Annotated in this window: 2 protein-coding genes; both read right to left on the bottom strand. The window is 71.9% G+C overall.

The features are described 5' to 3' along the window. Nucleotides 1–41: 41 nt before the first annotated feature. Nucleotides 42–12,155, bottom strand: a complete 12,114-nt coding sequence (locus DEJ49_RS32125) for a type I polyketide synthase (RefSeq protein ID WP_150187355.1) — start codon at nucleotides 12,153–12,155, stop codon at nucleotides 42–44. 49 nt (nucleotides 12,156–12,204) lie between these two features. Then, a complete protein-coding gene (locus tag DEJ49_RS32120; protein WP_150187354.1) occupies nucleotides 12,205–24,246 on the bottom strand; it encodes a type I polyketide synthase in 12,042 nt (4,013 codons plus the stop codon). Between the last annotated feature and the right edge of the window lie 44 nt (nucleotides 24,247–24,290).

The raw sequence follows: 24,290 nt of genomic DNA, 5'->3' as shown, positions 1-24,290 counted from the left end.
TTCTCCGCTCCTGGTCAGGTCCACACCCGGTCCACTCCTGGTCAAGAGGGCAGTTCTCGGTCGATCAGCTCGAAGAGCTCGTCGTCCGACGCGGAATCGAGGTCGTGGTCGTCGCTCTCTGTGGCGTCCCCGTCGATGTCCCCCACCGCGCTCGCGGTGTCGTCCAGGCGCCACAACAGGCTCTGCAGGCGCGCCACGAGGCGGCCGCGTGTGCCCTCGTCGTGCGCGTGCCCCGCGATCACCGTCTCCAGCTTGTCCAGCTCGCCGAAGAGCGGCGCCGACGGGTCGGCACCCGCGGGGCACAGCTGCGTGCGCAGTTCCTCGGCGATGGCCGTCGGCGTGGGGTGCCGGAAAATGAACGTGGCGGGCAGGCGCAGGCCGGTGGCGGCGGACAGCCTGTTGCGCAGTTCGACCGCGGTGAGGGAGTCGAAGCCGAGATCCTGGAAGGGGGCGTCGGCGCGGACCGCGTCGGTCCCCGCGTGTCCGAGGACGGCCGCCGCGTGCGTCCGCACCAGGTCGAGCAGGGTGCGGTGCTGTTCCTCGGCGGTGAGCGCGGACAGCTTGCCCGCCCAGTCGGTGTTCTGCCGGACCGCCGTGGCGGCGGCGGTCGGCCGCGCCCGTCCCCGGCCGTCGGCGAAGGCGCGGAGGAGCGGGGGAAGGGCGGCGGCGGGTTTGCCGGCGAGGACGCGGGGGTTGAGGCCGGCGGCCATCAGGTGCGGGCGGCCCTGGCGGAGTGCGGCGTCCAGGAGGGCGAGGCCGTGCGCGGTGGTCATGGCCTTGACGCCGATGCGGGCCATGCGGGCCACGTCGACGTCGCTCAGGGCGCCGGTCATTCCGGGGGTACCGGTGCCGGGCGCGGATTGGTCGCCGTGGCGCGTGAACTCGGTCCCGGCCGCCGTGTCTTTGTCCCTCACGTCGTTCGACGCATCCCAGAGGCCCCATCCGATCGAGAGGCCTGCCTGGCCCCGGGCCCTGCGGTGTTGCATCAGCGCGTCGCAGTACGCGTTGGCCGCCGCGTAGTTGGCCTGCCCCGGACTGCCGAGCGTCGCGGCGGCCGAGGAGAACACCACGAACAGCCCCAGACGCATGCCCCGGGTCGCCTCGTCCAGATTCGCGGCGGCCGCGGCCTTGGCCGCCCACACCTTCGCCAACCCGTCCCGCGTCTGCGCGGTCACCACCGCGTCCTCCAGCACACCCGCCGCATGCACGACACCGGTCAACGGATGCGAAGGATCCGTCTTTCCGACCAACTCCGCCGCCGACACCGGATCGCCGACATCAGCCGCGACGAGGGTCGCTTCGGCACCCAATTCTTCGATGTGCGCGCGCAGTTCGGGAGCACCGGGCGCGTCGGGGCCGCGTCGGCTCGCCAGCAGCAGATGCCGTACGCCCCACTCCCGCACCAGGTGCTCCGCCACGACACGCCCCAGCGCACCGGTGCCACCCGTGATCAGCACCGTGCCTTCGGGGTCGAGCGGGGCGGGTACGTCGAGCACGAGTTTGCCGGTGTGCTTGGCCTGGCTCATGAACCGGAACGCCTCGCGGGCCCGGTCCAGCGGCCAGGAACGTACGGGCAGGGGGGCCAGGGTCCCTGACGCGAACCTCTCGCCGAGGTCCCGCATCATGGCCTCGATGAGGTCCGGCCCGGCATCGGTGACGAGGTCGTAGACGGTGTACGTGACGCCCGGATACTCCGCGCCCACCTCCTCCGGCTCCCGCAGGTCCGTCTTGCCCATCTCCAGGAACCGGCCACCGCCGCCCTCCCCCAGCAACCGCAGGGAGGCATCGATGAACTCGCCGGTCAGGCTGTTCAGTACGACATCGACACCGCGCCCGTCGGTGGCCCGCCGGAACCCGTCCTCAAAGGCGAGATCGCGGGAGGACGCACGGTGCGCGGCGTCGATGCCCATCCCCTCCAGCACGCCATGCTTGGCCGGACTCGCCGTGGCGAACACCTCGGCCCCGATGTGGCGGGCGATCTGCACCGCCGCCATCCCCACACCACCCGTAGCGGCATGGATCAGCACCCGCTCGCCCGCCTTCAGCCCGGCCAGCTCGACGAGCCCGTACCAAGCCGTCAGGTACGCGACCGGCATCGCGGCCGCCTGCCGCATGTCCCAGCCCCTCGGGACCGGCGCGACCATCCGCGTGTCCGCGACAGCAGTCGGGCCGAAGGAACCGTGGAGTACGCCCATGACGCGATCGCCGACCGACAGGTGCGTCACGCCGGGGCCGGCCTCCGTCACGACACCTGCACCTTCGCCGCCGAGGCCTACCTGTCCGGGCACCATGCCGAGACCGACCAGGACGTCGCGGAAGTTGATGCCCGCAGCGTGGATGGCGAGGCGTACCTGGCCAGGCCCCAGAGGCTCCAGCACCTCGGGGTACGCGACCGGGGCCACGCTTTCCAGCGTCTCGGCGCTTCCCTTGTCCAGGCGCCAGGCGCGGTCATGGGGCATGGCGATGCTGGCCGTGCCGCCGCTTGCGCGGACGAGTCGCGGAATGAGCAGTGTGCCCTCACGGAGGGCGAGTTGGGGTTCATCGAGGTCTTCCACGGCCTGGCGCAGGCGGGCCTGCGGCAGCGCACCCTCACTGTCATCCGTGCGCAGGTCTCCCTCGATGTCGAGCAGGACGAACCGGCCCGGGTTCTCCGACTGCGCACTGCGCACCAGACCCCACACCGCCGCCGCGGACGCATCCACATCGGTTTCGTCGCCCCCGTCGTCCGTGGCGACCGCAGAGCGCGTCACCACGACAAGACGGGACTCGACCAGCTCGGGCGCCGCCAGGAACTCCTGCACCAGCGACAGCACACCCTCCGCAACCCGCAGCGGGTCACCCACGGAGACAGCAACAGGCGCCAACACCGCCCACGGCACCTCATCACCCACCGACGCCACCACATCGGCCAGCCCGCCACGACCGTCACCCGAGAGCGCGACCCAGCCCCTGGCGTCGGACGCCTCTACCACCTGCGGAGCGGGGAGAGGCGTCCACTCCACCGTGAAGAGGCCGTCGTCCTGCGTCGGCACGGACTGCAATTGTTGGAGGTCGGCGGGGCGCATCGTCACGGATGCCACGCTCAGGACGTTCGCCCCGGCAGTGTCGGTGACCAGAACTCGTACTTCCCGCTCGGTCTCGTCGTGCGCGCCGGGCGACAGCCGCACGCGTACGGTGCCGGCGCCCGCAGCCCACAAGGAAACCTGGTTCCAGGTGAACGGCAGCCAGACCTTGCCGTCGTCCGCGACCGGCTGGTCGGACCAGTCGAGCAACAGGGCGGGGTGGAGTGTGGCGTCGAGGAGGGCGGGGTGGATGCCGTAACCGTCGTACGTTCCTGCGGCCTCGGGCAGGACGACCTCGGCCAGCAGATCCCCGCCGTCCCGCCAGGCGGCCCGCAGCCCTTGGAACGCCGGGCCGTACGCGTACCCCGCGTCGGCCACGCGCCCGTAGAAGCCCGCCAGATCCACGGGCACAGCACCCGCTCCGGGCCATGCCCCGGCCTGTCCTTGGACCGTTTGGGCCTCGGCTTCGGGGGCGAGTACGCCGGTGGCGTGGCAGACCCACGAGTCCTCGCCCCCTACGCCTGCGGAGGTGTCGGCGTCAGGGCGACTGTAGACGTGGATGCCGCGACGCCCATCCTCCCCGGCCTCGTCCACCACCACCTGTACGCGCAGCCCGGCCGCCTCAGGCACCACGACAGGCGCCTGCAACATCAACTCATCCACGACCGCACAACCGACCTCGTCACCGGCCCGCAACGCCCACTCGACCAACGCCGCACCCGGCACCAACACCGCCCCGCCAACCTCATGATCAGCAAGCCACGAGACCCCCGAACGCGACAAACGCCCGGTCAGAAGGCACCCACCCCGGTCGGCGAACTCCACCGCCGCACCCAACAGCGGATGCCCCGCAGCCACCAGACCCAGCCCCGCCGCATCCCCACCTCCCGCACGACCCGCCAACCAGAACCGCTCCCGCTGAAACGCATACGTAGGCAGCTCGACCGTGCGCGGCGCCGGATCGGCCGGGAACAACACCGACCAGTCCACGTCGACACCAGCAGTGTGGAGACGGGCCATGGCAGCCAGGAACGCCTGTTCATCGGAACGCTCACCGGCGAGCGAGGAGACGAGTACGGGCTCGGGTGCGGGTGCTTGCGGATCGGCGACATCGTCCAGGGTGTGCTGGGCGGCGGTGATCAGAACCGGGGCGGAGCCCAGCTCCACGAACACGCCTGCGCGGTCGGCGACTTCGGCGACGGCGCGCTGGAACAGGACGGTCTGGCGTACGTGCTTGGTCCAGTACTCCGGCACCATGACCTCGGCTCCGGCTTCCCGACCCGTGACGTTGCTCATCAGCGTCATCCTCGGCGCCGCGAACTCCACGTCACGTATCGCTTCGGCGAAGTCCGCGAGCATGGGCTCCATCAAGGCGGAGTGGAACGCGTGGCTGACGGCGAGCGCCTTGGTCTTACGTCCCCTCTCCCGCCAGAGTCCGGTGACCTCCTCGACTTCGTCCGCCGGGCCTGAAACAACGGTGGAATCCGGGGTGTTGACCGCCGCGATACTCACTGCGGATCCCTCAAGGTCCGCCGCCAGCTCCTCGGGCGTGGCCTGCACTGCGCACATCGCACCGCCCTCGGGCAACGCACCCATCAACCGAGCACGAGCCCCGACCACCTTGCACGCATCCGCAAGCCCGAACACCCCCGCGACATGTGCCGCCGCGATCTCCCCGATCGAGTGCCCGACCACCACATCCGGCCGCACCCCCAGCGACTCCCAGAGCCGGGCGAGCCCCACCTGCAGCGCGAACAACCCTGCCTGCGCCCACATCGTGTGATCAAGCCGCTCCCGCGACCCCCCGAACGCAACCTCCCGAACCGATCCGCCCAGCTCGACGTCGAGCAGCTCACACACCTCATCAAAGGCTGCGGCAAACACGGGGAACCGCTCATACAACCCGGCACCCATCCCCACCACCTGACTGCCCTGACCACTGAACAGCCAGACCATGTCTCCGCGCGGGGAGGCTGCGTCCTCACCGGACTTCGTCAACGCCGAATGTGTCTGGCCGGAGGCCAACGCGTGGATGCCCGCGTCCAGTTCGGCGCGGTCGGAGCCGATCACCACCGCGCGGTGGTCGAAGAGCGAGCGCGAACGCAGCAGGGACCAGCCCACGTCACGTATCGCCCCGGCCGATTCGCCCGTCACCGCCTCGCCGAGTCGGCGTGCTTGGTCGCGCAGCGCCTGCGGACTCCGCGCCGACACCACCCACGGCACCAGCACACCATCATCAGCCGCCCCGCCCTCCGGCTCGACAGCAACCTCGGCGACCGACTCGGGAACGTACTCCACGATCACATGCGCATTCGTCCCCGACGCACCGAAGGACGACACACCCGCACGACGCACACCCCGCCCCGCCACCTCCGGCCACGGCACCGCCTCCACCGCCAACCGCACCGCACCCGAATCCCAATCCACATGCGGCGACGGCTCATCCACATGCAAACTCGCCGGCACCACACCACGCCGCATCGCCATCACCATCTTGATGACACCCGCAACACCCGCAGCCGCCTGCGTATGACCAATATTCGACTTCACCGACCCCAACCACACCGGCCGACCCACCGAACGACCCTGCCCATACGTCGCCAGCAAAGCCTGCGCCTCGATCGGATCACCCAACGTCGTCCCCGTCCCGTGCCCCTCCACCACATCGACGTCCCCTGCCGAGAGACCACCACTCGCCAACGCCTGCCGAATCACCCGCTCCTGCGACGGACCATTCGGCGCCGTCAAACCATTGCTCGCACCGTCCTGATTCACCGCCGAACCCCGCACCACCGCCAATACTTGGTGACCATTGCGCCGGGCGTCCGACAGCCGTTCCAGCAGCAGCACGCCGACACCCTCGCCCCAGCCCGTGCCGTCGGCCGCCGCCGCGAACGGCTTGCAGCGGCCGTCGGGGGCCAGGCCGCGCTGGCGCGAGAAGCCGGTGAAGACCTCGGGGGTCGCCATGACGGTGACGCCGCCCGCGAGGGCCAGATCGCACTCGCCCTGGCGCAGCGCCTGCGCCGCCAAGTGGAGGGAGACCAGCGACGACGAGCACGCCGTGTCCACCGTCACCGCCGGACCCTCCAGACCCAGGGTGTACGAGACCCGGCCGGAGACCACGCTGCCGGAACCGGCGAGCATGGAGTAACCCTCCAGTTGGGCGTCCTGGGCCAGGCCTGCGGCGTAGTCGTGATACATGACACCGACGTACGTGCCGGTCAGGCTGCCCCTGAGCGTCGTCGGGTCGATGCCCGCACGCTCGAACACCTCCCACGACGCCTCCAGCAGCAGACGCTGCTGCGGATCCATCGCCAACGCCTCCCGCGGATTGATCCCGAAGAACGCCGCATCGAAGTCACTGGCGTCGGGGAGGAAGGCGCCTTGGTCGGCGTAGCTGGTGCCGGGGTGGTCAGGGTCGGGGTGGAAGAGGCGTTCCAGGTCCCAGCCGCGGCCGGTCGGGAACTCGCCGACCGTGTCCACGCCCGCCGCGACCAGGTCCCAGAGCCCTTCGGGCGATGCCACTCCGCCCGGGTACTTGCAGGCCATGGCGACGATCGCCACCGGGTCGTCCGTCGTGGCGGCGGGCCGCGCGGCGGGCGCAGGCGTGGCCGGGTCCGCGGCCGGTCCGCCGAGGCGCGTGCAGAGGTAGGCCGCGAGGGCCTGGGGGGTGGGGTGGTCGAAGGCCAGTGTGGCGGGCAGGCGGAGGCCGCTTGCCGTCGAGAGGCGGTTGCGCAGCTGGACGGCCGTGAGCGAGTCGAAGCCGAGGTCCTTGAAGTTGGCTTCGGTGCGTACGTCGGAGGCGGACCGGTGGCCCAGTACCGCCGCCACGCACTCGCGTACGACGTCGCTGACGGCGGCCCTGCGCTCTGTCTCGTCCAGGCCCGCGAGCCGTCGTTCCAGCGCGCCTTGGTCCACGGCGGAGTCGGCCGCTGCCCTGCGGCGGGTCCGGCTGGTCAGGTTGCGCAGGATCGCCGGTACGTCGTCCGCGGACAGTTCGCGTACGTCGATACCCGCCGCGACCAGGAGCGAGGCGTGGGGCGCGGCCGCGCGTGCCGCGTCGAGGAGGGCGAGGCCCTGCTCGTCGAGGAGTGGCTTGACGCCACCGGCCCGCAATCGCGCGAGGTCGGCGTCGTCCAGGTGCCGGGTCATGGCGCTGCCGCGTGCCCACAGGCCCCAGGCGATCGACAGGCCTGTCAGTCCTGCGGCGCGGCGGCGGGCGACCAGGGCGTCGACGAAGGCGTTGGCGGCGGCGTAGCCGACCTGGCCCGCGTTGCCGAGGACACCTGCCGCGGAGGAGAACATGAGGAAGAGGCCGAGCGGGAGATCCGCCGTGGCCGCGTCGAGGTTGGCGGCGACGGAGGCCTTGGCCGCCCATACCCTCGCAAGCTGCTCGCTGGTCTGCGCGGTGACCACGGCGTCGTCCAGGACACCGGCCGCGTGGATCACCCCGGTCAGCGGGTGCGCCGGGTCGATCGACGCGATCAGGTCGGTGGTGGCTCGTGCGTCCGTCAGGTCGGCCGCGACGATGCGGACGGCGGCGCCCAGACGGGTGAGACGGTCGGCGAGTTCGCGGGCGCCCGGGGCGTCGGGGCCTTGGCGGCTGACGAGCAGGAGGTGCCGTACCGCCCAGGTGCTGACCAGGTGCTCCGCGACGAGGGCGCCCATCATGCCGGTACCGCCGGCTATGAGGACGGTGCCGTCGGGGGTGAGGTGGCCGCCCTCCGGTGCCGGTGCGTCGGACTCGGCGTAGGTGCTGGTGGCGGTGGCGCGGGCCAGGCGGGGGGCCAGTATCACTCCGTCGCGGACGGCCAGCTGAGGTTCGTCGGTCGCGAGGGCCGCGGCGACGGCGACCGCTGATGCGTCCGCGTCCACCGTGTCCGCGGTGTCCAACAGGACGAAGCGATCCGGGTGTTCGGCCTGTGCGGCGCGTATGAGGCCCCATAGCGCGGCGGCGGGGACATCGATGGCGGTGGGAGTGTGGTCGTCTCCGGCGGCCACCGTTACCGGAACCGGCACCGGCACCGCGCCGTGAGTGACCAGTACGAGGCGGGTCTCGGTCAGACGCGGCTCGGCGAGCCAGTCCCGGAGCAGGTCCAACACCTGTTCGGCGACAGCCCGCCCTCGGGTGTCGACCGTTCCGGAGGCAGGCGCGACGGGCTCGACCAGGACGGTCGCGGGGGCCTGCATCCCAGCGTCCAGGGAGGTCAGCAGCGCAGGCAGGTCGGGGTAGTGCGGGACGCTCGGATCCGCCCAATCAGGCGCCTCCTGGCCGAGTACCGCCCAGCCGTCGCCGCTCTCCCCCACGGCTGCCACCGTCGGCAACACACTCCACTCCACAGTGAACAAATTGGGGGTGACGCCGCCTGCCCGGCCCGCCGAGCGCAGCAGTTCCGGGTCGGCGGGGCGTAGGGCCAGGGAGTCCACGCTGAGCACGGGCGCGCCCGTGGCATCGGCGACGGTCACGCGCAGCGCCCCACCGCTCTCGCCCTCGCCCCCTTCCTCGTACGGGGTCAGTCGGACCCGTACCGTGGCGGCGCCCGTGGCCCAGAGGGACACCCCGTTCCACACGAACGGGAGGTCGGGGTTCCCGTCTTCGACTTCGTCGGAGGTGTCACCGGCGAGAAGCAGCGCCGGGTGCAGTGCGGCGTCGAGCAGTACGGGGTGGATGCCGAAGCCGTCCTCGGACCCCGCCTGTTCCGGCAGCCGCACCTCGGCGAGCAGGTCCCGCCCTTGCCGCCATACGGCACGCAGGCCTTGGAACGACGGCCCGTACTCATATCCCGCCGACGCGGCCCGTTCGTAGAGATCACCGATCTGTACCGGCTGGGCGTCCGTCGGCGGCCACTGTCCACTCAGTCCGTCCGGTACGTCACCGAGGTCGGGGCTCAGCACGCCGGTCGCATGGCACAGCCAGTCCTCGTCCCGGCCCAGCCCGCCATCGGACTCGGCCCCGGACCCGGTCCCGGTTTCGGTCCCGGTCCCTGCCTCGGTGCGCGAGAAGACCCGCACCTCCCGCCGGCCGCCCTGCTCGTCGGCCGCGCCCACGACCACCTGGACTTGCAGGCCTCCGGTGCCCGGCAGCACCAGGGGTGCCTGGAGCGTCAGCTCCTCCAGTGTGGGGCAGCCCACCTCGTAGGCCGCCTGCAACGCCCACTCGACCAGTGCGGCACCGGGGACGAGTGTCGTGCCCGCGACCGCGTGGTCGGCGAGCCAGTCGCCGCCACCGGACGCCGAGAGCCGCCCCGTCAGCACGAGCGCACCGTCGGCGAGCCCGAGCGCGGCGGGCAACAGCGTGTGTTCCAACCGCCGCAGCCCCGCGGAACGCACGTCGCCGACGCCGTCCACCGGCAGCCAGTAGCGTCGGCGCTGGAAGGCATACGTGGGCAGGTCGACGGTACGAGGGGCGGGGTCGGCCGGGAACCAGCGCCGCCAGTCGACGTCGGCACCCGCCGCGAAGGCCTGCGCGGCAGCCCGGGTGAGCTGAGCGACGTCACCATGGTCGCGGCGCAGGGTCGGAACCACCGTGGCGGACACATCGGCCCGCTCGATGGTCTCCTCCATGCCGAGAGCAAGCACAGGGTGCGCGCTGGCCTCGATGAACAGCCGGTATCCGTCCGCGAGGAGCGCCTCGACCGTCTCGGCGAAACGGACGGGCTGGCGGAGGTTGGTGACCCAGTAGTCGGTGTCCAGCGCGGTCGTGTCCTGAAGACGTTCAGCCGTGACGGTCGAGTAGAACGCCACGTCCGTCGAGACCGGCCGGATGTCGGCCAGGCGTTCGGTCAGCTCGTCGTGGAGTGCGTCGATCTGCGGGTGGTGGGAGGCGTAGCCGACGTCGATGACCCGAGCCCGAAGACCACATGCCGCCGCCTCGGCGACCACAGCAGCCACATGCTCGGGCGAGCCCGAAATGACCGTGGACGAGGGGCCGTTGACGGCCGCGACGCTCACACCCGGCCGCTCGCCGATGAGCTCCGCGACCCGCTTGGCACCAGCGCCGACGGACGCCATGTCGCCGCGCCCCTGCAGCTGCCGCAGTGCGTCACTGCGTACCGCCACGATCCGCGCCGCATCCTCCAACGACAGCGCACCCGCCACACACGCGGCAGCCATCTCACCCTGCGAATGCCCGATCACCGCAGCCGGAATGACCCCCTGGTCAGCCCACACCGCAGCCAGCGACACCATCACCGCCCACAGCACCGGCTGCACGACCTCGACCCGCGCCAGCTCACGCCCGTCCCCGCGCAACACCTCACACAACGACCAGTCGACATACGCGGACAACGCCTGCTCGCACTCGGCCATACGCGCCGCGAACACGGGTGACTCGTCCAGCAGCCGAGCCCCCATCCCCACCCACTGCGACCCCTGCCCGGGAAACACCAACACCGGCCCAGGACCGACGTCACCGGACGCGATCCCTGACACGACATCCGGAGACGCCTCGCCCGCGGCCAGCGCCGCAACTCCGGCCACCAGCTCGTCCCGGTCCCGGCCCACCACCACGGCCCGATGCTCGAACACCGCCCGTGCCGTGACCAGCGACCAGCCGACCTCGCCCGACAGCGCCTGCGTGCCGTCCCCGGCCAGGAACTCGTGCAGCCTGCGGGCCTGTTCCCCCAGCGCTTGCTCGGACCGCCCGGAGAGGACCCACGGCACCACCGCACCCGGCGACGCCTCCCCGACCGGCCTTACTGGCACTTCGGGTGCTTCGGGTGCTTCCTCAAGGATCACGTGCGCGTTCGTGCCCGAGATGCCGAAGGAGGAGACGCCCGCGCGGCGCGGGCGGTCGCCGCGTGACCAAGGGACCGGCTCGGTGAGGAGACGCACTCCTCCGCCCTCCCACTGGACGTGCGGGGTCGGCTCGTCGACGTTCAGTGTCGCGGGCAGGAGCTCGCGCCGCAGGGCCATCACCATCTTGATGACACCCGCCACGCCGGCCGCGGCCTGCGTGTGACCGATGTTGGACTTGACCGAGCCGAGCCACAGCGGGCGGTCGTCCTCGCGCTCCTTGCCGTACGTGGCGATGAGCGCCTCGGCCTCGATGGGGTCGCCGAGTTTCGTGCCGGTGCCGTGCGCCTCGACGACGTCGATCTCCGACGTGGACAGGTTGGCACCGGCAAGGGCCTGGCGGATGACGCGGCGCTGCGAGGGGCCGTTGGGCGCGGTGAAGCCGTTGCTGGCGCCGTCCTGGTTGATGGCGGAGCCGCGGATGACGGCGAGGATGTCGTGGCCGTTGCGGCGGGCGTCGGAGAGGCGTTCCAGGAGGATCAGGCCCGCGCCCTCGCCCCAGCCCGTGCCGTCGGCTGCCGCCGCGAACGGCTTGCAGCGGCCGTCGGGGGCCAGGCCGCGCTGGCGCGAGAAGCCGGTGAACACCTCCGGCGTGGACATGATGGTGACTCCGCCCGCCAGGGCCAGGTCGCACTCGCCCTGCCGCAGCGCGTTGGCGGCCAGGTGCATCGCGACGAGCGAGGAGGAGCACGCGGTCTCGACGGTGACGGCAGGGCCCTCCAGGCCGAGCGTGAAGGAGACGCGGCCGGAGAGGACGCTGGGTGCGGTGCCCGCGTAACCCTCCGTCGCCTTGCCGCCCGCGTCGCCCTGGGTCTGGTTGCCGGTGGTGGCGGCGCCGACGTAGACGCCCGTGGGGCTGCCCTTGAGGGAGGTCGGGTCGATGCCCGCCCGTTCGAGTGCTTCCCAGGACGTCTCGAGGAGCAGCCGCAGTTGCGGGCTGCTGGCGAGTGCCTCGCGCGGGCTGAAGCCGAAGAAGTCGGAGTCGAACCGGTCGGCGGCGGTGAGGAAGCCGCCTTCGCGGACGTAGCAGGTGCCGGGGTGGTCGGGGTCCGGGTGGTAGATGCCCTCCAGGTCCCAGCCGCGGTCGGTGGGGAAGGGTTCGATGGCGTCGTCACCGGCGGCAACGAGGTCCCACAGGCCTTCGGGGGTCTCGATGCCGCCGGGGAACCGGCAGGCCATGCCGACGACGGCCACCGGTTCCTGCCTGCGGTCCTCCACCTCGCGCAGACGCTGCCGGGTGTCGTGCAGTTCGGCGGCGACCCGCTTGAGGTAGTCGACCAGTTCCTCTTCACTCGCCATGAGAGTTCACCCAGCCTTCAGCGTGGTTGTCGCGCCGTGCACGGTCGTTTCACACACCCAGTTCTTTGTCGATGAAGTCGAGGACCTGGTCGGTCGTGGCAACCTTGAGCTGCTCCTTCGTACTGCCCGAGCCGGGTGCCGAGCCGGGTGCCGCACTGGCCGACTTCCACTTCGACAGCAGCGTTTCCAGGCGGGACGTGACCGCGTCGGCGTCGAGGTGTTCGACGTGGGCGGAGGACAGGGCGTGCTCGAGTTTCGCGAGGTCGCGCAGGAGCGGTTCGGTGGCTTCCTGGCCGACGGCGGGCGTGTCGCCGTCGGGGGCGAGCTGCGCGCCGAGGTGTTCGGCGAGGTTGTCCGCGTCCGGGTGGTCGAAGACGAGCCCGGAGGGCAGCCGGAGGCCGGTGGCGGCGGACAGCCTGTTGCGCAGTTCGACCGCGGTGAGGGAGTCGAAGCCGAGTTCCTTGAAGGTGCTGCGCGGGGTGAGGCTGTCGGGGTGGTGCCCGAGGACGGTGGCGGCCTGCTCCCTGATGAGCCGTACCAGCGTGTGGTGGCGGTCGGTGGGCGACAGGGCGGCCAGTCGGCCGGCCAGGTCCGCGGGCTGTCCGCCCGCCGTCGCGGTCCGCCTGTTCGCGCCGCCGCCCGTGCTGGGGGCGGCGAGACCGCGCAGCAGGGCGGGCCTGGTGTGCACGGGGTGCGTGGCGAGGGTGCGCAGGTCGAGGTTGAATCCCACGAGGTGGGGGCGGCCGTTCCGGTGCGCGGCGTCGAGGAGGGCGAGGCCGTGGGTGTTGGTCATGCCCTTGACGCCGATGCGGCTCATGCGGGCGATGTCGGTGCCGGTGAGTCCGCCCGTCATACCGGTCGTCCCGTTGCCCTGCCGGTCGTCCGAGGCGTCCCAGAGGCCCCATCCGATCGAGAGGCCTGCCCGGCCCCGGGCCCTGCGGTGTTGCATCAGCGCGTCGCAGTACGCGTTGGCCGCCGCGTAGTTGGCCTGCCCCGGACTGCCGAGCGTCGCGGCGGCCGAGGAGAACACCACGAACAGCCCCAGACGCATCTCCCGGGTCGCCTCGTCCAGATTCGCGGCGGCAGCAGCCTTGGCCGCCCACACCTTCGCCAACCCGTCCCGCGTCTGCGCGGTCACCACCGCGTCCTCCAGCACACCCGCCGCATGCACGACACCGGTCAACGGATGCGGCGGGTCGGCCTTTCCGACCAACTCCGCCACCGCTTCGGGATCGCTCACGTCAGCAGCGACGACATCGACCGTGGCACCCAGCTCCGCCAACTCCGCGACCAGCTCACCGCTCCCGGCGGCATCGGGACCACGCCGACTGGCCAGCAGCAGATGCCGTACGCCCCACTCCCGCACCAGGTGCTCCGCCACGACACGCCCCAGCGCACCGGTGCCACCCGTGATCAGCACCGTGCCCTCCGGGTCGAGGGTGGGCGGGACCTCCAGCACCAGCTTGCCCGTGTGCTTCGCCTGACTCATGAACCGGAACGCCTCCCGCGCCTTGCCCAGCGGCCAGGAACGTACCGGGAGGGCCTTAAGCCGATCTGAGGCGAACAACTCGCCGAGCTGGTCCAGCATCCGGCGGATGCGTTCGGGCCCGGCATCGTCCACGAGGTCGTAGACGGTGTACGTGACGCCCGGGTACTCCGCGCCCACCTCCTCGGGAGCACGTACGTCGGTCTTGCCCATCTCCAGGAACCGGCCACCGCCGCCCTCCCCCAGCAACCGCAGGGAAGCGTCGATGAACTCGCCGGTCAGGCTGTTCAGTACGACATCGACACCGCGCCCGTCGGTGGCCCGCCGGAACCCGTCCTCGAAAGCGAGATCGCGGGAGGACGCACGGTGGGCGGCATCGATGCCCATCTCCTCCAGCACGCCATGCTTGGCCGGACTCGCCGTGGCGAACACCTCGGCCCCGATGTGGCGGGCGATCTGCACCGCCGCCATCCCCACACCACCCGTAGCGGCATGGATCAGCACCCGCTCGCCCGCCTTCAGCCCGGCCAGCTCGACGAGCCCGTACCAAGCGGTGAGGAAGGCCGCCGGCACACCGGCTGCCTCCCGCATGTCCCAGCCTCGCGGCACCGGCGCGACCATCCGCGCGTCGGCGATCACCACAGGCCCGTACGCACCCTCGAACACGCCCATCACCCGGTCGCCGACCGAAAGGTGCGTCACGCCGGGGCCGACCTCCGTCACGACACCGGCACCTTCACCGCCCATGGCTCCGTACGCCGGAACCATGCCCAACGCGACGAGCACATCACGGAAGTTGACGCCGGCGGCGTGCACCGAAAGCCGGACCTGTCCGGGCGCCAGGGGTTCGAGCACCTCCGGGCAGGCAACCGCCGCGAGGTCGTCCAGCGAACCGTCGTCGGCCATCCGCAGACGCCAGGCCGTCTCGCCGGTCGGCGCGACGACGTCGGTGGAGCGGCGTGCCTGAGCGAGACGAGGGATGTGGAGTTTGCCGTCACGGAGGGCGAGTTGGGGTTCGTCGAGGTCTTCCACGGCCTGGCGCAGGCGGGCCTGCGGCAGCGCGCCCTCACCGTCACCGTAACCGACGCCGACGCCGACGCCGACGCCGTCGATACGCAGATCCGCATCGACGTCGAGCAGGACGAACCGGCCCGGGTTCTCCGACTGCGCACTGCGCACCAGACCCCACACCGCCACCGCGGACGCATCCACATCCCCGTCGTCGTCCCTGTCGTCCGTGGCAACGGCAGAGCGTGTCACGACGACAAGACGGGACTCGACCAGCTCGGGCGCCGCCAAGAACGCCTGCACCAGCGACAACACACCCTCGGTGACCCGCAGCCCGTCACCCACGGAGACATCCACAGGCGCCAACACCGCCCACGGCACCTCATCACCCACCGCCGACACCACATCAGCCAGACCACCACCCCCGTCACGCCCGTCACCCGGGAGCACGACCCAACCCCTGCCGTCCCCCATGTCCGTCGAGGACGACGGAACCGGCAACGGCGTCCACTCCAAGGCGAACAGGCCGTGCACATCACGCTGTTGAGCGGCGACGAGCTGCCCACGCTGTACGGGACGCGTCCGCAGGGCGTCGGCACTCAGGACGAGACCACCGGTCGCATCGGTGACCGTCACGCCCACCCCGTGCTCGGCGCTCTCCCCTGCCGGGCGCAGGCGCACCCGCACGGTCGTGGCACCGACGGCCCGCAGAGACACCCCGGTCCACGCGAACGGCACGTAGAGCTGCTCGTCGCCCGAACCCGCCTGAAGGCGCGAGACGAGCAGAGGGTGGAGGGTGGCGTCGAGGAGGGCGGGGTGGATGCCGTAACCGTCGTGCGGGCCGGCGGCCTCGGGCAGGGCGACCTCGGCCAGCAGATCCCCGCCGTGCCGCCAGGCGGCCCGCAGCCCTCGGAAGGCCGGACCGTACCCGTATCCATCCTCCGCGGCCGTCGCGTAGAAGCCCTCCACGGTCAACGGCTCAGCGCCGACGGGCGGCCAGGCTCCGGACATCGTCTCGTCCACGGCCAGTGGACTTTCGGGGGTGAGTACGCCGGTGGCGTGGCAGACCCACGTATCGTCACCGCCCACAGCAGCGTCGGCAGTATCAGTGTCGGGACGGCTGTAGACATGAACACCGCGCCGCCCGTCCTCCCCCGCCTCGTCCACGACCACCTGCACCCGCAACCCGGACGCCTCAGGCACCACCACAGGCACCTGCAACATCAACTCATCCACGACCGCGCAGCCAACCTCATCACCGGCCCGCAACACCCACTCCACGAGCGCAGCACCCGGCACCAACACCGCCCCGCCCACCACATGGTCGGCAAGCCACGAGACACCGGAACGCGACACACGCCCCGTCAACAGGCAGCCACCCCGATCGGCGAACTCCACCGCCGCACCCAGCAAGGGATGCCCCGCAGCCACCAGACCCAGCCCCGCCGCATCCCCACTCCCCGCACGCCCGGACAGCCAGAACCGCTCCCGCTGGAACGCATACGTAGGCAGCTCGACCGTGCGCGGCGCCGGATCAGCCGGGAAGAATCCCGACCAGTCGACGGCAACTCCCGCCGTGTGCAGGCGTGCCATGGCCTGCGCGAAAGCGACGTCGTCCGGTCGGCCCGAGTCCAGGGACGCCGTGACGACGGGCTCGCCTTCTCGCGGGTCCACGACGTCGTCGAGCGTGCGCTGGGCTGCGGTCGACAGCACAGGGGCGGGACCCAACTCGACGAACGCACGCGCACGAGCGCCCACTGCGGCGATGGCGGGCTGGAAGAGAACGGCTTCCCGCACATGCTTGGCCCAGTACTCCGGAGCGGTGATCTCCACCCCCGCTTCCGTGCCGGAAACGTTGCTCATCAACGGAATCTTCGGCGCCGCGAACTTCACGTCACGTATCGCCTCGGTGAACTCCACCAGCATCGGCTCCATCAGGGCCGAGTGAAACGCGTGGCTGACCGAGAGCGCCTTGGTCTTACGCCCCTTCTCCCGCCACAGCGCAACAACCCTCTCCACCTCGTCCACCGGGCCCGAAATGACGGTGGAGTCCGGGGTGTTGGCCGCCGCGATACTCACGCCGGAACCCGCAAGGTCCGCCGTCAGCTCCTCCCGCGTGGCCTGCACCGCGCACATCGCACCACCCTCGGGCAACGCACCCATCAACCGCGCCCGCGCACCCACCACTCGACACGCATCCGCAAGCCCAAAGACCCCCGCCACATGCGCCGCCGCGATCTCCCCGATCGAGTGCCCGACCACCACATCCGGCCGCACCCCCACCGACTCCCACAACCGCGCCAGACCCACCTGCAGCGCAAACAACCCCGCCTGCGCCCACATCGTGTGATCCAACCGCTCCCGCGCCCCCCCGAACACAACCTCCCGAACCGAACCACCCAACTGCACATCCAGCAGCCCGCACACCTCATCAAAGGCCTGCGCGAACACAGGGAACCGCTCATACAACCCGGCCCCCATCCCCACCACCTGACTGCCCTGGCCACTGAACAGCCAGACCACGTCATCGCCTGTCGGCGACTGCCCCGAGGACGGACCGATCAGCGCCGGATGCGGCTCTCCCGCCGCCAGCGCCTCAAGTCCGGCCACGATGTCGGCGCGGTCCGCGCCCACCACCACGGCCCGGCGCTCATGCAGCGCACGCGTGCCGAGCAGCGACCAGCCGACATCGGTGAGCGGTGCGCGCGACGCGTCCTCGGCGAAGGCGCGCAGTCGGCGTGCCTGGTCTCGCAACGCCTGCGGACTCCGCGCCGACAGCACCCACGGCACCAACGCCCCGTCACCGTCCCCCGCAACCACTCCCTCGACAGCAACCTCAACGGCAGGCTCGGGAACGTACTCGACGATCACATGCGCATTCGTCCCCGACGCACCGAACGACGACACACCCGCACGACGCACACCCCGCCCCGCCACCTCCGGCCACGGCACCGCCTCCACCGCCAACCGCACCGCACCCGAATCCCAATCCACATGCGGCGACGGCTCATCCACATGCAAACTCGCCGGCACCACACCACGCCGCATCGCCATCACCATCTTGATGACACCCGCAACACCCGCAGCCGCCTGCGTATGACCAATATTCGACTTCACCGACCCCAACCACACCGGCCGACCCACCGAACGACCCTGCCCATACGTCGCCAGCAAAGCCTGCGCCTCGATCGGATCACCCAACGTCGTCCCCGTCCCGTGCCCCTCCACCACATCGACGTCCCCTGCCGAGAGACCACCACTCGCCAACGCCTGCCGAATCACCCGCTCCTGCGACGGACCATTCGGCGCCGTCAAACCATTGCTCGCACCGTCCTGATTCACCGCCGAACCCCGCACCACCGCCAATACTTGGTGACCATTGCGCCGGGCATCCGACAGCCGTTCCAGCAACAGCACGCCGACACCCTCGGAGAACCCGACTCCGTCGGCCCCGGCGGCGTACGGCTTGCAGCGGCCGTCGGGTGACAGGCCCCGCTGTCGTGCGAAGCCCGCGAACATGTCCGGGTCGGCCATGACGGTGACGCCGCCAGCGAGGGCCAAATCGCACTCGCCCTGGCGCAGCGCCTGCGCCGCCAGGTGGAGCGAGACCAGCGACGACGAGCACGCCGTGTCCACCGTCACCGCCGGACCCTCCAGGCCGAAGGTGTAGGCGACGCGGCCGGATGCCATGCTGCCGGTGCTCGCGAGGTAGGCGTAGCCCTCCAGCTGGGCGTCGGCCTCGGGGAAGGACTTGGCGTAGTCGTGGTTCATCAGGCCGACGTATGTGCCGGTCAGGCTGCCCCTGAGCGCCGTCGGGTCGATGCCCGCACGCTCGAACACCTCCCACGACGCCTCCAGCAACAGACGCTGCTGCGGATCCATCGCCAACGCCTCCCGCGGGTTGATCCCGAAGAACGCCGCGTCGAAATCACCCGCGTCGGGCAGGAATCCGCCCTGGTCGGCGTAGGTGGTGCCGGGGTGTTCGGGGTCCGGGTGGAAGAGGCGGCCGAGGTCCCAGCCGCGGTCCGTCGGGAATCCGCCCATCGCGTCCGTGCGGGTGTCGAGCAGGTCCCACAGGTCGTCCGCGGAGTTGACGCCGCCGGGGAAACGGCAGGCCATGGCGACGATCGCCACCGGGTCGTCCGTCGTGGCGGCGGGCCGCGCGGCGGGCGCAGGCATGGCAGGAGCCGCGGTCGGCCCGCCGAGGCGCGTGCAGAGGTGGACCGCGAGGGCCTGGGGGGTGGGGTGGTCGAAGATGAGGGTGGCGGGCAGCCGTACGTCGCAGGCGGCCGAGAGCCGGTTGCGGAGCTCCACCGCCGTCAGTGAGTCGAAGCCCAGATCCTTGAAGGCGACGTCGATGCTCACGCGGGACGCGGAGCCGTGGCCGAGGACGGCGGCGACGTACTCGCGTACGACATCGGTGAGAAGCTCCAGACGTCCGTCCTCGTCGAGACCCGCGAGGCGCGCGGCAAGCGCTCCGTCGGCGAGGCCCTCGGAGGCCACCCGGCGTCGTGCGGTGGGGGCGGTGAGCGTGCGCAGGAGCGGGGAGAGGCCGTCGGTGACGGCGCGCGGGTCGAGGTCGGCGGCGACCACGTACGCGTGGTCGTGGGCGCGGGCCGCGTCGAGCAGGGCCAGGCCGCCCTCGTCGGTGAGCGCGGCGAAGCCGGTGCGCTTCATGCGTGCCAGGTCGGTGTCGCTGAGCTGCCCGGTCATGCCGCTGGTCGCCTGCCACAGGCCCCAGGCGATGGACAGGCCCGCGAGTCCCTGGGCGCGGCGGTGCTGCACGAGGGCGTCGCAATAGGCGTTGGCCGCCGCGTAGTTGGCCTGGCCGGGGCTGCCGAGTGACGCGGCCGCCGAGGAGAAGACCACGAAGAGGTCGAGGGGGATCTCCCGGGTGGCTTCGTGGAGCAGGCGTGCGGCCGTCGCCTTCGCCGCCCACACCCACGCGAGGCTCTCGGGGGTCTGCGCGGTGACCACGGCGTCGTCCAGGACACCGGCCGCGTGGATCACCCCGGTCAGCGGGTGCGCCGGGTCGATCGACGTGATCAGGGCCGCGACCGATTCGGCGTCGGCGACATCGGCCGTCGCGATGTCCACGGTGGCGGCGCCCAACTCCGTCAGTCGGGTGCGCAGTTCCCTGCTGCCCGGTGTCCGGTCGCCGCGTCGGCTCGCCAGCAGCAGGTGGCGTACGCCCCACTCCCTGACGAGGTGTTCGGCGACCAGTCGGCCGAGCACCCCGGAGCCGCCCGTGATGAGGACCGTGCCGCCAGGGTCGACCTGCGCGTCGCCATCCGCGTGCTCGATTGCCCGCCCGCCTGCCCGTTCCTGTGTGGCTCGGGTCAGCCTCGGGACCCGTATCTCCCCGTCGCGCAGCGCGAGTTGGGGTTCGTCCAGCTGTGCCGCTTCCACGGCGTCCGCGAGCGTGTCCTCGGGGCCGAGGTCGATCAGCGTGAAGCGGTCGGGGTTCTCCGACTGGGCGCTGCGGACAAGCCCCCACACGGCCGCGGCTGCGACACCCACGTCCCCCTCGCCGTCGAACGCCACTGCTCCCCGTGTCACGAGCACCAGACGGCTGTCGTGCGGTGGCGCGGCGAGCCAGGTCTGTACGAGGTCGAGTACGTGAGTGGCGAGAGCCAGGCCGTCGTCGGCCGGGTCGGGCTCGACGGGGGCCGCGACCAGCTGCGGCGCCGGGGCGCCGGACTCGATGGACTCCAGGAGAGCGGCGAGGTCGGGGACGTCCTCCCCCAGAGTGACCCAGCCGCCCCCACGGGAGCCGCCCGCCCGAAGGCCACCCAGGTCTTCCGGCGCGAGCCACTTCAGGTCGAACAGCCCGTGCCGTTCGCGGGCCCCGGCCGCGGCCAGGCGGCCGATGTCGGTCGGGCGCGAGCGCAGGTCGCGGACGGTGAGCACCGGCGCGCCCACGGCGTCGGCGACATCGATCCGCAGGCCCTGGTCGACGCGCTCGCCGAGCAGGGTGAGGCGTACCCGGACCGTGGTGGCCCGTACGGCGTGCAGGGCCACGTCGTTCCATGCGAACGGCAGCCAGACCTGCGCGGTGTCGGTGGGCGGCAGCAGGAGGGCCGCGGGCTGCAGGACCGCGTCCAGGAGCGCCGGGTGGATGCCGAAGCCGTCCGGGTCACCGGCTTCCTCGGGCAGCGTCACCTCGGCGAGGACGTCCCTTCCGTGGCGCCACAGCGCGCGTACGCCGCGGAAGGCGGGGCCGTAGCCGTAGCCGGTGCGGTCTGCCTGCGCGTAGAGGTCGGCGGGGTCCACGGGGTCGGCGCCGGGCGGGGGCCAGGCGCCGTCCAGGGGTTCGGACCCCCTTGCACCATGCGCCTGTTCGGGGACCTCCTCGGAGCCCAGGACGCCCGTCGCGTGGCAGGTCCACGGCCGTTCCGACGCGAAGGCGTCGTCGGCGTCCGTGTCGTCGGGGCGGGAGAACAGCCGTACGTCGCGTCGGCCGTGCGCGTCGGCCGCGTCCACGACGACCTGGATCTGCAGGCCCCCGGTGTCGGGCAGGACGAGCGGGGTCTGCAGCGTCAGTTCCTCCAGGGCGGGGCAGCCCGCCTCGTCGGCGGCGCGGAGCACCCACTCCACCTGTGCGGCGCCGGGCACCAGGGCGTGCCCTGCCACGACGTGGTCGTCGAGCCACGCGGCCGACTGCCGCGACACACGGCCGCTCAGCAGGTGTACGTCGCCGCTCGCCAGGCCCACGGAGGCGCCGAGGAGCGGGTGTCCGGAGGCGGCGAGGCCAAGGCCCGCGGGGTCGCCGGAGCGTCCGGCGGCCGGGGCGAGCCAGAAGTCCTGGCGCTGGAAGGCGTAGGTGGGGAGGTCGACCGTACGGGGGGCGGGGTCGGCCGGGAACCAGCGGCGCCAGTCGACGTCCGCGCCCGCCGTGAACGCCCGGGCGGCGGCGCGGGCGAGCTGGGCGGTGTCGCCGTGGTCCCGGCGCAGAGTGGGCACCACGGAGGCGGACACGTCCGCCCGTTCGACGATGCTCTCCAGGGCGAGGTTGAGGACGGGGTGCGGGCTGGCCTCGATGAACAGGCGGTATCCGTCGGCGAGCAGCGCGTCGATGGTGTCGGCGAAGCGCACGGTACGGCGGACGTTGCGCACCCAGTAGCCGGTGTCCAGGGCGGTGGTGTCGGTGAGGTGCTCCGCGGTGACGGTGGAGTAGAACGCGACGTCGGTGGCGGCGGGGCGGATGCCGGCGAGCCTCTCGGTGAGCTCGTCCAGGATCGCGTCCAGCTGCGGGCCGTGCCCCGCCACGTCGGAGGCGACGGCACGGGCGCGCAGCCCGCGCTCCTGAGCATCGGCGACGACGGCCTCGATGCCCTCGGGCGGACCTGAAATGACCGTGGACGTAGGGCCGTTGACGGCTGCGACCACCACCCCCGGGTGTCCGTCGATCAGCTCGGCGGCCTGCTCCTGGCCCATGCCGAGGGACGCCATGCCGCCGCGCCCCGACAGCGTGCGCAGCAGGACGCTGCGGACGGATACGATGCGCGCCGCCTCGTCCAGGGAGATGGCGCCCACGACGCACGCGGCGGCGATCTCGCCCTGCGAGTGGCCGACGACCGCGGCGGGTTCGATGCCCTGGTCGGCCCAGACGGCGGCGAGGGCGACCATGACGGCCCACAGCACGGGCTGGACGACGTCGATGCGGGACAGTTCGGACCCGTCCCCGCGCAGCACGTCGGTCAGGGACCAGTCGACGTACGCGGACAGGGCCTGCTCGCACTCGGCGATGCGGGCCGCGAACACCGGGGACTCCTCGAGGAGCCGGGCGCCCATGCCCACCCACTGGCCGCCCTGTCCGGGGAACACCATGACCGGCCCGGGGCCCGTGGCGCCTGCCGCTCCCGACACGACGTCCGGCGAGGCCTCGCCGTCGGCCAGCGAGCGGAGTCCGTCGAGGAGTGCGGCCTGGTCCGTGCCGATGACGACGGCCCGGTTCTCGAACACCGAGCGGGTCGTGGCGAGCGACCATCCCACGTCGGTGGGCGACGACGACCCGCCGTTGTCGCGCACGTGCTCGGCCAGCAGCGCGGCCTGGGCGCGCAGCGCGTCCTCGCCGCGCCCGGAGACGACCCACGGGACGACGACGGCGGCGGTCGTGGACGGTTCCTGCGCCTCGGCCTCGGGTGCCTGCCGGGGATCCTGCTCGTCGGACCCCTCCGGGACCTCGGGTGCCTCTTCCAGGATCACGTGTGCGTTCGTCCCCGACATGCCGAACGCGGAGACGCCGGCGCGGCGCGGGCGTTCGCCGCGCTTCCACTCGACCGGCTCGGTGAGGAGCCTGACCGTGCCGGAGGACCAGTCGACGTGCGGGGTCGGCTCGTCGACGTACAGCGTGGCGGGCAGCAGTTCGCGCCGCAGGGCCATGACCATCTTGATGACGCCGGCGACGCCCGCGGCGCCCTGCGGGTGTCCGATGTTCGACTTGACCGAGCCGAGCCACAGGGGGTGGTCGTCGTCGCGTTCGCGGCCGTAGGTGGCGTGCAGGGCGCCCGCCTCGATGGGGTCGCCGAGCCTCGTACCGGTGCCGTGGGCCTCGACGGCGTCGACTTCGGCGGCGCCCAGGCCCGCGTTGGCGAGGGCGGCGCGGATGACGCGCTCCTGGGAGGGGCCGTTGGGGGCGGTCAGGCCGTTGCTCGCGCCGTCCTGGTTGACGGCCGAGCCGCGGATGACCGCGAGGACCTCGCGGCCGTTGCGGCGCGCGTCGGAGAGGCGTTCCAGGAGGAGCAGGCCCGCGCCCTCGGAGAAGCCCGTGCCGTCGGCGGACGCGGCGAAGGCCTTGCTCCGTCCGTCGGGAGACAGCGCGCCCTGTCGGGAGAACTCCGTGAACGCGCCCGGCGTCGACATGATGGTCACGCCGCCCGCCATGGCCAGGTCGCACTCGCCCTGCCGCAGCGCCTGGGCCGCGAGGTGCATCGACACCAGCGAGGACGAGCACGCGGTGTCGACGCTCACCGACGGGCCTTCCAGGCCGAGCGTGAAGGAGATGCGGCCGGACAGGACGCTCAGCGCGTTGCCGGTCAGGAGGTGGCCCTCCACCGCCTTGTCGGGCTGCGCGCCGCCGAACCCGAGGACGCCCGCGCCGATGTAGACGCCGGTCGGCGTCAGCTTCAGGGACGCCGGGTCGATGCCGGCCCGCTCCAGGAGCTGCCAGGCCGTCTCCATGAGCACCCGCTGCTGCGGGTCCATCGCCAGGGCCTCGCGCGGGGAGATCCCGAAGAACGACGCGTCGAAGCCGGGGGCGTCGTGGAGGAAGCCGCCGCGGCGCACGTAGCTGGTCCCGGGATGCTCGGGGTCCGGGTGGTAGAGGCTGTCCAGGTCCCAGCCGCGGTTCGTGGGGAAGTCGCCGACGGCGTCGCCGCCCGCGGCGACCAGGTCCCACAGGGCTTCGGGCGTACGGGTGTCGCCGGGGAAGCGGCACGCCATGGAGACGATGGCGATGGGCTCCTGTGCCCGCTCCTCCACCTCGCGCAGGCGTCGGCGGGCCTGGCCCAGGTCCACGGTGACCCGCTTCAGGTACTGACGGAGCTTCGCCTCGGTGCTCGGCGTTCCGGCACTCGACTCTTCGGCACTCGACATCGAACGTCACTTCTCCATCAGCTCAGCGAAGGCACGGGGGGCAC

Origin of the sequence: Streptomyces venezuelae, from assembly GCF_008642335.1 — a bacterium.
GTDB classification, from domain to species: Bacteria; Actinomycetota; Actinomycetes; order Streptomycetales; family Streptomycetaceae; genus Streptomyces; species Streptomyces venezuelae_F.
This window is presented reverse-complemented; position numbering and strand designations above follow the sequence as displayed.